Origin of the sequence: Kitasatospora sp. NPDC015120, from assembly GCF_043080305.1 — a bacterium.
Lineage (GTDB): Bacteria > Actinomycetota > Actinomycetes > Streptomycetales > Streptomycetaceae > Kitasatospora.
Genome location: NZ_JBIBVJ010000015.1, coordinates 81,538 through 95,100, shown reverse-complemented (window position 1 = coordinate 95,100; position 13,563 = coordinate 81,538). Strand labels below are relative to the sequence as shown.

At 77.8% G+C, this 13,563-nt stretch carries 8 protein-coding genes; 2 read left to right on the top strand and 6 right to left on the bottom strand.

Annotated elements, in window-relative coordinates; translation table 11 throughout:
* Window positions 1-527: 527 nt before the first annotated feature.
* From ACF1AK_RS27575 to ACF1AK_RS27555, 5 genes are all read right to left on the bottom strand, one after another.
* Complete coding sequence (locus ACF1AK_RS27575) at window positions 528-1,460, bottom strand: FadR/GntR family transcriptional regulator (RefSeq protein ID WP_391501522.1); 933 nt, start codon at window positions 1,458-1,460, stop codon at window positions 528-530.
* A gap of 108 nt (window positions 1,461-1,568) precedes the next feature.
* A complete protein-coding gene (locus ACF1AK_RS27570) occupies window positions 1,569-2,474 on the bottom strand; it encodes a hypothetical protein (RefSeq protein ID WP_391501521.1) in 906 nt (301 codons plus the stop codon).
* Between the two features lie 3 nt (window positions 2,475-2,477).
* Window positions 2,478-4,205 (bottom strand): ATP-binding cassette domain-containing protein, encoded by a 1,728-nt coding sequence (locus ACF1AK_RS27565; protein ID WP_391501520.1) that lies wholly within the window; start codon window positions 4,203-4,205, stop codon window positions 2,478-2,480.
* Between the two features lie 228 nt (window positions 4,206-4,433).
* Window positions 4,434-5,192, bottom strand: a complete 759-nt coding sequence (locus ACF1AK_RS27560) for an NUDIX domain-containing protein (protein ID WP_391501519.1) — start codon at window positions 5,190-5,192, stop codon at window positions 4,434-4,436.
* A 139-nt stretch (window positions 5,193-5,331) separates the two neighbouring features.
* Window positions 5,332-7,452, bottom strand: coding sequence for a glycogen debranching N-terminal domain-containing protein (locus ACF1AK_RS27555; protein ID WP_391501561.1), 2,121 nt, complete (start codon window positions 7,450-7,452; stop codon window positions 5,332-5,334).
* A gap of 564 nt (window positions 7,453-8,016) precedes the next feature.
* On the opposite strand from ACF1AK_RS27555, the gene ACF1AK_RS27550 reads away from it, so the two are divergent.
* Entirely contained in the window at window positions 8,017-9,333 is a 1,317-nt protein-coding gene (locus ACF1AK_RS27550) for an alpha/beta fold hydrolase (RefSeq protein WP_391501518.1), read from the top strand.
* A 133-nt stretch (window positions 9,334-9,466) separates the two neighbouring features.
* On the opposite strand, the gene ACF1AK_RS27545 is transcribed toward ACF1AK_RS27550, so the two are convergent.
* Complete coding sequence (locus ACF1AK_RS27545; protein ID WP_391501517.1) at window positions 9,467-11,083, bottom strand: DUF4192 domain-containing protein; 1,617 nt, start codon at window positions 11,081-11,083, stop codon at window positions 9,467-9,469.
* A 231-nt stretch (window positions 11,084-11,314) separates the two neighbouring features.
* On the opposite strand from ACF1AK_RS27545, the gene ACF1AK_RS27540 reads away from it, so the two are divergent.
* Window positions 11,315-13,513 carry a RecQ family ATP-dependent DNA helicase gene (locus tag ACF1AK_RS27540; protein WP_391501516.1) on the top strand — a complete coding sequence of 733 codons (2,199 nt, stop codon included), beginning with the start codon at window positions 11,315-11,317 and terminating at the stop codon, window positions 13,511-13,513.
* Window positions 13,514-13,563: the final 50 nt, after the last annotated feature.

Here is a 13,563-nt window from a genome sequence, read left to right as displayed (position 1 = left end):
AGTGGACTCGAACCCGTACCGGCCGCCCGAGCGGGCGGGGAAGGAGATCGCGCGTCGGGCACGCGGTGTCGATTCCGACCGACTCGGGTTTGAGGACTGGGTTTGCAGGACGGCAGCAGCGCCGCAGACCAACACAGCATTCTGACATGTTGGGGTATTCCGGAGCTGCTTCCGCTCAGGACACATCGCTGCTACTCGTCAAGTGTTACGCATGGCCTTCGTGTCGCGGGTCACACCGGACGTGGCCCCGCGGCCCGGGGCCGGCTTCCATCATCCCCCACCCGCGCTCCTCTTGTTCCCCATGAACACGACATTCCATTCCCGGCCGGCGCCGCCGGGCGGACGCGGACCGCTCCCGGAGAACGCGGAGGCCCCCCGGCTGCACCGTGGCGGCAGCCGGAGGGCCGGGGTCGCGGAGGAGGCGGCGGATCGCCGCGGGACGGTCGCGGTCGGACGGATCATGGCGGAGGCGGTCCGTGGACGGGCCGGGGGCAGCGGTGACGGCACCCGGTCACCGAACGGTCCGCTCAGTGCTCCCGGGGAGCCGGCACGGAGGGCTCGATCTCGGGGTGGACGGTGAGCAGCGCCCGCATCGCGGTCTCGGCGGCGGTGCCGTCGCCGGTGCCGAGCGCGTCCACCAGCCGGGCGTGCAGTCCGACCGAGGGCTCCGAGGGCCGCTCGCAGGAGGTGGCCGGACCGCCGGACACCTGGAGCGCGCAGGCGACGATCCCGGAGAGGTGCTCCAGCATCCGGTTGCCCGCCAGCTGCAGCACGAGGCCGTGCAGCTCGGCGTCGGCGCGGGCGTAGGTGGCGAGGTCCGCCTGGGCGCAGGCGTGGCCCATGATCTCGACCAGCTCGGCCAGCCGCTGCTGGACGTCCTCCCGGCCGTGGCCGGCGGCCAGCCGGGAGGCCAGCGGCTCGATCGCCCAGCGGAGCTCGAACAGCTCCCGGCGCTGTTCGTCGCGCTGCGGGCCGAAGGCGCGCCACTCGATGATGTCCGGGTCGAGCAGGTTCCAGTCGCTGACCGGGCGGACCCGGGTGCCGACGTTGGGGCGGGCACTGACCAGGCCCTTGGCCTCCAGCACCCGCAGCGACTCGCGGACGACCGTGCGGGAGACCTCGAAGCGCTGGCCGATCTCCTCGGGGACGAGCGGGCGGTCGGCGCCGAGGTCGCCGGAGACGATCATCTGGCCGAGCTGCTGGACGAGCTGGCCGTGCAGGCCGCGGCCGCGGCTGCTGGTGGTCTTGCGGCCGACCCGGGCGAGGTCCGACTCGGCGCCCTCCCAGCGGGGCGCCGGCGGGGTGGGCCGGTCGGCGTAGGAGAAACGGTCCAGGTCGGCCGGGCCGGGGATGGCCCCGTCGGCGGAACGGGCGGGGGTCATGGGGGGGTGCGCAAGGGTGTTCACAGCTCCTTTGTCGGCGATCGGCGGGCGCAGCTTGAGAATTCTCGTGAAAAGCACACGAAAGGGTGATCGGCCGTGACTGGATAATTGACTTCTTATCAGGGCGAAGCGCGCATTACGGTCACCCTTGGTCGATCTTGACGAACCGCCCCGCCGGGCCGGGACTCACAGCGTCCGGCGCCTGACCTGCACCGCGAGGGTGAGCAGCAGCAACACGAAGGCCGGCGCGGCCGCGGCGGCCAGCAGCGCCGGATCGCTCAGCACCGATCCGCCGTCCGCAACCCGGCGGTCCCCGCCGTACACCCATCCGTACGCCCACTCGATCCCGGACTGGAACGGCAGCAGTTCCGCCGCCCGGGCCGGCCAGGCGGTCCCGGTCTGCCGCAGCAGCAGCGCCACCCCGGACTCCAGCAGCGGCGGCAGCGCACAGAGCAGCAGCACCCCGGCGACCGCGCTGCGGGTCAGCGCGGCGGTCAGCACCCCGGTCCAGCCCGCCGCGACCACCAGCAGGGCGAACGCCAGCAGCGCGGCCGGCGTCCCGGGCCCGGCCCCCAGTGCCAGCGGCGCCGGCAGCCCCGCCAGCTCGCCCGGCCCGCCGAAACCGGCCGAGGCCAGGGCCCGGGTGATCCGACCGGACAGCGCCGCCTGCTCCGGCCAGACCTCGACCGCCACCCCGGACGGCAGCGCCAGGTGCACGGTCACCGCGTCGACCAGCAGCGTCACCAGCGCCAGCGCCGCCGCGACCGCCCCGGTCACCAGCAGCTTGCCCGTCAGCAGCCGCACCCGGCGCAGATAGCCCACCTGCGAGGCCGCCAGCCCCGGGTGGCGCACCTCGTGCCCGTACGACAGCGCGCCGAGCACCCCGGCCCCCAGCGCCGCGAACGGCAGCGGCACCAGCGGCACCGCCGCCGTCAGCAGCCGCACCGCCGCCGGGCCGCCCAACTCCCCGTCGGCCGTCCGGGCCGCCAGCACACCGGCGACCACGGCGTCGGCGAGCACCACCAGACCGAGCAGCAGCCAGGTCGAACGCAGGCCGCGCACCCGGCGCAGCTCATAAGCCAGAACTCGCACGCTTCACTCGCTCCGAAGGTCAGAGGTCACGGGAACAACGACCCCGCCCCGGTCCGCCCCGGCGGCGCCGCCGGCCGCCTCGCCCGCGCCCTCCGGGGCCGCGGCCGGCGCCGGGGCCCCGGCGGGCGGGCGGGGGGCCCGGTAGGGGGCCTGGGGAGGGGCGGCGGGCGGGTGGGGGGCCTGGGGCTGGGCGGTCGGCAGGTGGGCGGCCTGGGGGTGGGCCGCCGACGGGTGAGGGGCCTGGGGCTGGGCGGCGAGCGGGTGGACGACGCGGCCCAGGCGGATCGTGTCGTCGGCCCGCGGGTCCACGGGCTCGTCGGAGCGGCCGTCGGCCGGGCGGGCGAGGCCGCTCCGCCCGTCCCGGAAGAGCCGGTCCACCGCGACGGTCGGCGAGGCCTGCTCCTCCGGCCTCCCGCCGTCCCCGGTCCCGCCCTTCCCCCGGGCCCGCGGGCGGGACCGTCCGTCCTCGGCGGCCGCGCGCCGGGGGACCGTCCGGACCCCGCTGCGGGCGGTGAGCGCGGACAGCGCGGTCGCGGCCGAGAGGCCGGCCACCGCCGCGACCGGAAGGGCGAGGGTGGGCGCAGGGTCCGGCTCCCGGCCGGCGGCGGGGACCGGCGGCCCCGCCGGCGCCCGCTCCGGCACGGCCTGGTCCGGCACGGCCTGGTCCGGCGCCGTCCGCGCGGCCGTCGCCGGGGCGGTCGCCCGCTCCCCGGCCCGCTCCTTCGGGCCCTCCCCCGACGGCGCGGCCCCTGCCGGCACGGCCCCCGACGGCCGGAGCGCTCCGGGACCGGCCTGCGCCCGGAGGTGACCGGACCGGCCGGAGCCGGCCGGCAGGGCCGCCCGGGGAGCCGGCTGCTCGACCACCCGGTCGGCGAGCTCGTGCAGCAGGATGCCGTGCCGGTAGGCGAGTTCGCCGATCTCGGTGCGCCCGATCCCGGCCACCGCGAGCCCCGCGCCGCCGTCCCGGCGGACCTTCGCGCCGTGGCCCGTCAGCAGGTCGGCGAGCCGGGCCATCTGCGGCCCCCGCACGGCGACCTCGGGGCTGATCCGGGTGCGCCGGAACTCCGCCACCGGCTGGTCGGCCGCCATCCGGCCCTCGTCCAGGGTGATCACCCGGTCGGCGAACCGTGCGGCCTCCTGCGGGGTGCGGGTGGTGACCAGGACCGTGCCGCCGGCGGCGCCGAACGAGCGCAGGAAGGAGTGGAACCACTCCACGTTGCGCGGGGAGAGGCCCTCGGTGGGCGCGTCCAGGAGCAGCGTGCCGGGCTCGCCGAGCAGTGCCGCGGCCAGGGCGAGCCGCCGGTGCATGCCGGGCGAGAAGGTGCGCAGGCGCTGGTCGGCGACGGCCGCCAGCCGGATCTGCTCCAGGAGTTCGTCGGCCCGCCGGGCCGGCACCCCGACGGCCGCGGCCAGCATCCTGAGGTGCCCCCGGGCCTTCCGGCCGGGGTGCCCGGCGGTGTCCGGCACCCCGGGCGTGCCGCCCGGGGCGGTGAGGACCACGCCGACCTCCCGTTCGGGCCACCGCAGCCGCCGGTAGGTGCGGCCGCCGAAGAGCGTGACGCCCCGGCCCCGTTCGAGCTCCAGCATCAGCCGCAGCGCGGTCGTCTTGCCGGCCCCCTCGGGGCCGAGCAGTGCCGTCACCTCGCCCGGGCGGGCCTCGAAGGTCAGGTCCAGCACCGCCGGCGGAGCACCCCGGCGGTAGACCTTGGTCAGTCCGGTGATCTGGATCATCGCTGGCTGCTCCCATGCCCTCGGCCGACCTGGTCCGTGCGGCGCCGGGTCGCGCCCGCACGGTTCCGCGCCAGCACATTAGGGGTCCGCGGCGGCGATTCCGGGCATTGCGGGAGCGGCACGGGCCCACCGCCCGCACACCTCACCCGATCAGGGGACAATCCGATCCTGCGACCGAGACGTCGGGGGCCGCCGGCCGTGCCGGTCCGGGGCACCGGAGGAGCGGGTTCAGGACTCCGGGCGCAGCATCGGCGGGTTGAGCACATTGGCCCCGCCGGAGGTGAACAGCTGGGCTGGGCGCCCGCCCTGACGGGTCGTCGTGCCGCCCGAGGGCAGCAGGAAGCCGGGGGTGCCGGTGACCTTGCGGTGGAAGTTCCGCGGGTCGAGGACCACGCCCCAGACCGCCTCGTAGACCCGGCGCAGCTCGCCGACGGTGAACTCGGCCGAGCAGAAGGCCGTCGCGAGCGAGGAGTACTCGATCTTGGAGCGGGCGCGTTCCACCCCGTCCGCCAGGATCAGCCCGTGGTCGAAGGCGAGCGGGACGCCGTCGGCCGGGTTGGGGCCGAGGAGCTCGGTGACCGGGGCCCAGCGGGCGCCGCTGGCGTCGCCGCCGGCGCGCGGGGTCGGCAGGTCGGGCGCGAGCACCAGGTAGGCCACGCTGACCACCCGCATCCGGGGGTCGCGCTGGGGGTGGCCGTAGGTGGCGAGCTGTTCGAGGTGGGCGCCGGCGGCGCCGGGCCCGGCCGCGTCGTGGCCGGGGGCGGAGTGGGCGCGCAGGCCGGTCTCCTCGGCCAGCTCCCGCGAGGCGGCCTCGGCCAGTCCCTCGTCGGGGCGCACGAATCCTCCGGGAAGCGCCCAGTAGCCCTGGTACGGCGGCTCGCCCCGGCGGACCAGCAGGGCACAGAGCGCGTGCTCGCGCACCGTCAGCACGACCAGGTCGACCGTGACTGCGAACGGGGGGAAGGCCGACGGGTCATAACGCGACATGGCGACGATCATAGTCGTCTCTCTGACGATAAGCACAGGCCCGTGTACGGGCCGTGCCGCCCCGTGCCGTCCGCGCCGCCCGGCCCGCGCGGGCCGGTGGAGTCCGGCCCGCTCCCGGGCGGCGGGGGCGGGGGCGGCGTCAGCGCGCCACCAGCTGGAGCTCTGCGGACGCCTCCTCCACCATCGCCACGCCGATCCGGCTGACCCGGACCGAGAACGGCTCGCCGGCCACCCGCAGCCCCGTCAGTTCCAGCTCCCCGAGCGGCGCCGTGCTGGCCGGGCGGACCAGCACCCGCCCGCCGGGGACGTCCGGCCTGACCCCGGCGAGCGCGAACACCGCGTGCGCGGCACCGGCGGCCGAGACCGCCGCCGGCCGGCAGGCCCCCGGGTGCGGCACCGGCGGACAGCCGGGGGTCCACTGCTCCCCCGCGTACATCTCGGGCAGCCGCCCCTCGAAGTGGGCGGCGGCGGCGAGCAGCCCCTCCAGCAGGGCACCGGCCTCGTTCTCGTGGCCGGCCTCCGCGAGCCCGGCGACGGCGAGGGCGGTCTCGTGGACGCGCACCGCCCCGCTGCGGTGACCCAGCGGGTTGAACCGGGGCGACTTGGCGCTGAGCGTGCGCAACCCCCAGCCGCTGTCGAGCTCGGGCGCGGCCAGCCGCTGGGCGAGCAGCCTGGTCTGCTCGCGGTCCAGCAGGCTCTCGTGCCGGCCGCCGTCGGCGGACAGGCCCGGGTCGAGGAGGTGGACCAGGGACGCGGCGACGGCGGGCAGCGGCCGGCCGCCCGGGGCGAGCCCGGCGGCGGGGCGGCCGCCGGAGAGGTCGTCCACCCAGAACCGTTCGCGGAACCGGCCGCGCAGGTCGGCCGCCCAGCCGCGCCACTCCTGCGCACCGGGCCGCCCGAAGGCCTCCAGGAGGTCGGCGCCGTGCAGGGCGGCCCGGTGCGCCTGGGCCTGCACCTCGGCACGCGCCGGAACCGGGTGGGCCGAACGCTCCTCGACCGGTCGGCTCAGGTCGGTGACGAAGCCGTCCACCAGACCGTCGCGCAGCGCGCCGAGCGCGCGCTCGGCGGCCGGGAGGAGTTCGGCCGCCTCCGCCCGGGGCAGGCCCCAACGCCAGGCCTCGGCCAGCACGGTGACGAACAGCAGGGTCGCCTCGGTGGCGGTGCAGGTCGGCGGCAGCTCGGGGCCGCCGTGCCGCAGCGCGCCGGGGAGCAGCCCCTCGGGGCGGTGCGGGCCCTGGCCGGGGGCGGCGGCCGGCTGCTGACGGCGGGCCAGGGCGCGCAGGGTGCCGGCCGCGAGCCGGGTGCCGAGCGGCAGGGTCAGCCTCGCCGCCCAGAGCGCGTCGGCCGGAGCGAGACCGAACCTCCAGGGTGCGCCGGAGGCCAGGTAGAGGTCGGTGGGCCGGTCGGGGTCGGCGAACAGCAGCCCGCCGAGGGCGTCCAGGGAGCGCGACACCACCAGCGCCGCGCGCGGATCGTCGCAGCGCACCTCGGGCTCGGCCCACGGGAGCGGCACCCCGGTGCCGCGGCCGCCCGGCGGGCGGGGTCCGGGGGCCGTGGTCTCCAGCCCGGCCCGCAGCTCGACCGACCAGCGCGCCCCCGGCTGGACCTCCAGGTCCCAGCGCAGCACGCCGGCTCCGGCCAGCACGGCGTGCGGCGAGGGCTGGGCGCTGACCGTGGCGCTGTGGGCCGGCCCCGCCCAGCGCAGCCCGGCGGACTGCACCTGGCCGGGCAGGTCCGGCGGCCGGTGGCCGGCGGCGATCTCGCCGACCGGGCCGAGGTCGGTGGAGAGCGCGATCTCCAGCGGCAGCCGGGCCGGGCGGCTGCCGGCGTTGCGCACCGTGACGGTCTCGACGCCGTCGGCGTGGCGCAGCCGCTCGACGGTGAGCGCCGGGTCCGGGTCGAGGTCGCCGGGCAGCCGGACGGCGCCCAGGAAGCGGGCCTGGGCCGCCGAGGTGAGGGTGCCCTGGAGCGGCAGCGGCTCGACCCCGCCGAGGCGCACCTCCATCCGGGCCACCACCCGGACCCCGGAGCGGTAGAAGCCGTGCAGGCCGTGTCCGCGCAGCTGGCCGTCGGGGCCCGAGGCGGCCATCGCGGGCGCGTTCACGCAGAGCACCGCGTGGTGGGTGGCGGCCGGCTGCGGGCGCGGCGGCACGGACCGGGCCGGGCCGCCGGGGCCGGCCGGCTGGGCCTGGTCCGGCCGGCCCGCCGGTCTGGGCGCGCCGGCCACGCTCTCGGCGGGTGCGGCCTGTGGCGGCCTCATCGCGGTCACCGGACTCTCCTCCCCTCGGCGGTCCGGTGGCCGGTCAGGGCCGGTGGGCCGCGAGCATGTTCGATCGCGTGCGTGCTGCTGCCGGGCCGGCGGACACCCCGCCGGCCGCTGTGCCGTGTCTGGCCGTACCCGGTGCCGGGCCGTGCCAAGCGGCGCCCGGTACCGCGTCGGTACCGGCTCCGCGTCGTTCGTTCCCCGGGCGTCGTCGCGCCCGGCCGTCACCGCGCCTCCGGCGCACCGCCGGGCCCCGCGGGGCGGTCCGCCCCCGGGCACAGGGCCCCCGGGGTGAACGCCGGAGACCGGCGGCAGGTCACGCCCGCCGGGTCGCCCCGGGCCGGGCCGCCGCCCGGGCGCCGCGGTCGCCGGCCGGACCGCCGCCCCTGCCGGCCCGTCGTACCCGGCCGCCCGGGCCGCCGGGTGGGCGGTCGCGGGTGGCGGCCGCCGGGGCGGCCCCGGGCCGCGGCCAGGATACGGTGCGGGGGTCGCGGCCCCGCCACCGGCAACCCCGGCCGGGGCCGGCGCGACCGCTGTGACCAGCAGAGACCGAGGAGTTGTATGTCCACCGCCAGCCGGCTGCCCGGGATTGAGTTCACCGACCACGTCTTCCGGGTGCCGCTCGACCACGCCGCCCCGCAGGGCGAGCAGATCGAGGTGTACGCCCGCGAGGTGGTCGCCTCCGGCCGCGCCGAGGACACCGGACTGCCGTGGCTGCTCTTCCTCCAGGGCGGTCCGGGCGGCAAGGCCGGCCGCCCGCTCGGCCGGGACGGCTGGCTGGAGCGCGCGCTCGACGACTACCGGGTGCTCCTGCTCGACCAGCGCGGCACCGGGCGGTCCACGCCGGCCACCCGGCAGACGCTGGCGCGCCGGGGCGGCGCCAAGGAGCAGGCCGACTACCTCGCGCACTTCCGGGCCGACTCGATCGTGCGGGACGCCGAGCTGATCCGCCGCCGGCTGCTCGGCGACGACCGCCGGTGGAGCGTGCTCGGCCAGAGCTTCGGCGGCTTCTGCACCCTCACCTACCTCTCGAACGCCCCCGAGGGGCTCGACCGGGCCTTCATCACCGGCGGACTGGCCGGGCTGCGCAGCTCCGCCGACGACGTCTACCGGGCCGCCTACCCGCGCGTCGTCCGCAAGAACGAGGGCCACTACGCGCGCTTCCCGCAGGACGTCGAGGCGGTGCGCCGGATCGCCGCGCACCTCGCCGACGCCCCCGCCGTCCTGCCCGACGGCGGACGGCTCACCGTCGAGGCGTTCCAGGCGCTCGGACTGCTGCTCGGCGGCGGCAGCGGCTCCGGGACCCTCCACTACCTGCTGGAGGAGGCCTGGGTGGAGGGCGCGGCCGGTCCCGAGCTCTCCGACACCTTCCTCGCCGGCGCCCAGGCGCAGCTCTCCTTCGCGCAGGGCCCGCTCTACGCCGTCCTGCATGAGTCGATCTACGGCCAGCGCTCGGTGGACCCGGCCGGCACCGGCTGGGCCGCCGCGCGCGTCCGCGCGGAGTTCCCGGAGTTCGACGCCCGGGCGGCGCTGGAGTCCGGTGCGCCGGTGCTGTTCACCGGGGAGATGATCTACCCCTGGATGTTCGACACCGACCCGGCGCTGCGCCCGCTGAAGGAGACCGCGGAGCTGCTCGCCGCCCGCACCGACTGGCCCGACCTCTACGACCCGGCCCGGCTGGCCGCCAACGAGGTGCCGGTGGTGGCGGCGGTCTACCACGACGACATGTACGTCGACACCGCCGATTCGCTGGAGACCGCGCGGTCCGTTCGGGGGCTGCGGACCTGGATCACCAACGAGTGGGAGCACGACGGCCTGCGGGTCAGCGGGGGCAAGGTGCTCGACCGTCTGATCGCGATGGCGCGCGGCGAGGCGTAGCGCCCCGCCGGCAGCGGCCACCGGGCGGAACCGGTCCGGCCGGGGCTTCCCCGGCCGCCCGGTGGGGTGGCGGGGGAGGCCGGTCCCCCGGCGGGCGGGCCCGGCCGGCCCGCCCGCCGGGGCCGTCAGGACGTCACTTCCCATGACGCTCCGCCGCCGCGCCCCGCACGCCCCGGGCCCGGCTCCGTCGGCAGCCGCCCGCCGGGGAGGGAGACGGCCAGGGCACCGGACGGCCGATCCGTCCCGCGCGGAGGGCACGCTGCCGCTCCGGCGGCCGGCACCCCGCCGCCCGGGCGGTGCGGCAGCGGGCCGCGGCCGCATCCGTGCACCGCGGCCGCGCGGTGGAGGCCACGGCGCCTCCACCCGGCCCCGGGGCGCCACCGCTGCCGTCGCCGTCCCGCCCGGGCGGCGCCCCGGCCGGGCGGCCGGGGCCGGCGGGTTCCCCGGGCACCCGGCCCGGCCCGGGCCCACCGGCCGTCGTGCCCTCCGCCGAGGGACGGCCGCGCCGCCGACGGCCACGGCGGCGCGCCCTCCCGGCGGCGGGCCCGTCCGTGGCGGGGGCGGGCGCCGGGAGCGGATCCGGCGCCAGCCCGGCCTCCGGCTCCCCGCCTCCCGCCGGCCCCTCGGCCGCCTGCTGCTCCCGCTCCTCCAGCCCGATGCGACGGCGGCGCTCCGCCTCCACGGTCGCCAGCAGGGTGTCCGGCGCGAAGCCCCCGTTCAGCGACTCGTACAGCAGCTGCGCGAGCAGGTAGGAGGGATGCCGGCGGAGCGTGTGGCCGAGCACCACCCGTGCGGTCGCGAGGTCCCCCGCGACCCACGAGACCCAGGCCAGCAGGGTGAGCGGCGGCGCGGCGCAGCTCTCGTAGGGCGGCACGCAACGGGTGGCCAGGAACCGCCAGAGCCGTTGGGCGGGCGCCAGCTCGGCGGGTCTGGCGTACTCGGCCGCGCGGTCGCGGACGGTCCGGTCCTGGAGCGCCAGCAGCAGCCGCGCCGTCCGGTCCTCGTCGAGCACCCTGGCCCCGGCCATGAACTCCGCCACGACCGCGTCGAGCAGCGCGGCGTGCTCGCGCCGGTCGGGCGACCGCCCCGGCGACGGGCCGGCTCCCGCCCGGGCGAAGGCCCCCCGCAGGGCGGCCGCTCCCGGCGGGCCGACCGGGGCCAGCCCGGCGAGGATCTCCTTGCGGCTGCCGCGCGGCGCCAGGCCGGCGACGGTCGCCGCCACCGCGACCGGCCCGGGCCCGGGCGTGCGGCGGATCGGGTGGCCCGACGGGTCGCAGCAGCCCTCCCGCGTGCAGAGGAAGGACCACCAGCGGCCCGCCGAGACGCACAGCGACTCCTTGACCCGCACGTCCCGGCTCTCGAAGGCCTGCCGCAACCGTTCCGCGAGCGGGCGCAGCCGCTCGGCCACCGGCGGGCCGTGTCTCCCGCCGGGCGGCCCGGCGGGATCCTGGCAGAGGTAGAGGAGGACCTGGACCGGCCGCCGGTCCTGCCGCTCGGAGAGCCGGACGAGGAGCGCGGCCGTCTCCTCGGCGGCGGCCGGCCACTCCTCGGCCGACTCGGGGATGTCCAGCCGGATCACCCCGCCCTGGTGCAGGCCGGGCGGCTGGAGGCCGACCGCGACGATGCTGTCGTCGGGGAAGAAGCCGAGCAGGTAGGGCAGCACCTCGGCCATGTCGGCCGGGCCCCGCATGGTGATCGGACGGCCGTCGGGGCCGTCACCGAAGGAAAGCGCGATGGGTTCGTCGGTCATGACCGGAAGGCTGCCGCACTTCTCCGCAGCCCCCGGAAAGTTCCTCCAGATCTGTGGACAAACCCGGCCTGTGAATATCTCCTCCCCCGAACGGCGTATCGCCGAGCCACTCGTCCGGGGGAAAATCGGCCGCCGTTCAGCAGAAGAACGGATGAAACACCTCCCCGCCGACGCCTCCTCCCACCCCCCGTCGTTCGCCCCTTGTCGGTTCCTCGGGGTTACATGGGGGCCATGCAGCAGCCGAAGACCCCCACCACCGCCACCGCCGCCGACCGCGCCGAGGTCCGGGCGCGGGCCGAGGCCGTCCTGCGCGAGCTGGCCGGCCCGGGCGCCACCCTCCGCGAGGACCAGTGGACGGCCATCGAAGCCCTGGTGGTCGACCACCGCCGGGCCCTGGTGGTGCAGCGCACCGGCTGGGGGAAGTCCGCCGTCTACTTCATCGCCACCGCCCTGCTGCGGGCGCGCGGCGCCGGTCCGACGGTGATCGTCTCGCCGCTGCTCGCCCTGATGCGCAACCAGGTCGACTCGGCGGCCCGGGCCGGCATCCACGCCCGCACCATCAACTCCGCCAACACCGACGAGTGGGACGCCGTCCAGGCCGAGGTCGCCGCCGGGGCGGTGGACGTCCTGCTGGTCAGCCCCGAGCGGCTGAACAACCCGGACTTCCGCGACCACGTGCTGCCCAAGCTCGCCGCCTCCACCGGCCTGCTGGTGGTCGACGAGGCCCACTGCATCTCCGACTGGGGCCACGACTTCCGCCCCGACTACCGCCGGCTGCGCACCATGCTCGCCGAGCTCCAGCCGGGCGTCCCGGTGCTGGCCACCACCGCCACGGCCAACTCCCGGGTCACCGCCGACGTCGCCGAGCAGCTCGGCACCGGTGCCGGCGACGAGCACGCGCTGGTGCTGCGCGGCCCGCTCGACCGCGAGAGCCTCACCCTCGGCGTGCTGAGCCTGCCCGACCCGGCGCACCGGCTGGCCTGGCTCGCCGACCACCTCGACCGACTGCCCGGCTCCGGCATCGTCTACACCCTCACGGTCGCCGCCGCCGACGAGGTGACGGCCTTCCTGCGCGAGCGCGGCTTCACGGTGGCCTCCTACTCCGGCCGCACCGAGGACGCCGAGCGCCGCACCGCCGAGGCCGACCTGCTGGCCAACCGGGTCAAGGCGCTGGTCGCCACCTCCGCCCTCGGCATGGGCTTCGACAAGCCGGACCTCGGCTTCGTGGTCCACCTCGGCTCCCCCAGCTCCCCGATCGCCTACTACCAGCAGGTCGGCCGGGCCGGGCGCGGGGTCGACCGGGCCGAGGTGCTGCTGCTGCCCGGCCGCGAGGACGAGGCGATCTGGCGCTACTTCGCCTCGCTCGCCTTCCCGCCCGAGGAGCAGGTCCGCAGGACCATCGACGCTCTCGCCGAAGCCGGCCGGCCGCTCTCCACCGCCGCGCTGGAGCCCCGGGTGGACCTGCGCCGCACCCGGCTGGAGACCATGCTCAAGGTCCTCGACGTGGACGGCGCCGTCCGGCGGGTCAAGGGCGGCTGGACGGCCACCGGCCGGAGCTGGGAGTACGACGCCGCCCGCTACGCGAAGGTGGCCGCCTCCCGGGAGGCGGAGCAGCGGGCGATGCGCGAGTACGCGACGACCACCGGGTGCCGGATGGAGTTCCTGCGCCGCCAGCTGGACGACGAGCAGGCGGCGCCCTGCGGCCGGTGCGACAACTGCGCCGGGCCGCTGCACGGCCCGGAGGTCTCGGCGCAGGCCCTGGAGGCCGCCCGCGCCGCCCTCGGCCGGCCGGGCGTCGGCGTCGAGCCGCGCCGGCTCTGGCCCACCGGCATGGACGCGCTGGGGATCCCGCTCAAGGGCCGCATCCCGGCGGGCGAGCAGGCCGAGACGGGCCGGGCGCTCGGCCGGCTCTCGGACATCGGCTGGGGCACCCGCCTTCGCTCGCTGCTCTCCGACCAGGCCCCGGACGGGCCGGTCCCCGGCGAGGTGGTGGACGCCCTGGTCACCGTGCTGGCCGACTGGGCGCGCGGGCCCGGCGGCTGGGCCGGCCCGGCGACGGCCGACGGCACCCGGCTGGAGCGCCCGGTCGGCGTGGTCACGATGGCCTCCTCCACCAGGCCGCAGCTGGTGGGCAGCCTCGGCTCCAGGATCGCCGAGATCGGGCGGCTGCCGCTGCTCGGGCGGATCGAGTACGCGACCGGGCAGCCGCCGCACGGGTCGCGCAGCAACAGTGCGCAGCGGCTGAACTCGGTGGCGGGCGCGCTGGTCCTGCCGCCGGAGACCGCCTCGGCGGTGGCGGCCGCGGGCGGGCCGGTGCTGCTGGTGGACGACCTGGTGGACTCCGGGTGGACGGTCACCGTGGCGGCCCGGCTGCTGCGGCGCGCCGGGGCGGGGGCGGTGCTGCCGCTGGTGCTGGGCCTCCAGGGCTGACCACACCCGCCCGGAGCAGTGCCGGGCACCGTGCAGAGCGTCGGGGGAAG

Coding starts and splice junctions, on each gene's coding strand:
- ACF1AK_RS27565 (WP_391501520.1), bottom strand. CDS start 4,205: ATGATCCAGATCACCGGACTGACCAAGGTCTACCGCCGGGGTGCTCCG.
- ACF1AK_RS27560 (WP_391501519.1), bottom strand. CDS start 5,192: ATGTCGCGTTATGACCCGTCGGCCTTCCCCCCGTTCGCAGTCACGGTC.
- ACF1AK_RS27555 (WP_391501561.1), bottom strand. CDS start 7,452: ATGAGGCCGCCACAGGCCGCACCCGCCGAGAGCGTGGCCGGCGCGCCC.
- ACF1AK_RS27550 (WP_391501518.1), top strand. CDS start 8,017: ATGTCCACCGCCAGCCGGCTGCCCGGGATTGAGTTCACCGACCACGTC.
- ACF1AK_RS27545 (WP_391501517.1), bottom strand. CDS start 11,083: ATGACCGACGAACCCATCGCGCTTTCCTTCGGTGACGGCCCCGACGGC.
- ACF1AK_RS27540 (WP_391501516.1), top strand. CDS start 11,315: ATGCAGCAGCCGAAGACCCCCACCACCGCCACCGCCGCCGACCGCGCC.